We start from the raw sequence: 424 nt of genomic DNA on the forward strand, positions 1-424 counted from the left end.
GTCGTCACTCCGGGAATTGCCCGGGTGACGTCGGGCGGGATTTCCTGGGTGGTCTGGAATGGCGGTCGCCGTGTCGGCGTGGAGGGCCGTAGGCCCCTTTCCGGTGTGCCTGGATTCGATTCCAGGCCGCTGCGCCCCGGGAGAGTTTCGGATTGCGGCCGGAAAGGGATCGGGAGGGAATTCGGATTTCCGCCAGGAATTCCGTCGGATAGTGCCTGGATGGATGGTTGCCGTGATGTTGGAATGTTCGCGTATCGCTCCCGCCCAAGGCCGCCAGGATAAGAGCCGTACGGTGTTCCCGGGAACGCGTTCAGAACGCCGCTGGATTCGCTTCGGATTCGGCCGGGAGTCTGTGGTGGAGGGCTCGTCAGGGACCGCCGTACGGGCGGCCGGTGAGGGTCCGCCACCGGGGCCGGGGAGGCCC

The organism is Streptomyces sp. CB02056 (assembly GCF_001905545.1).
In the GTDB taxonomy this organism is placed as follows: domain Bacteria; phylum Actinomycetota; class Actinomycetes; order Streptomycetales; family Streptomycetaceae; genus Kitasatospora.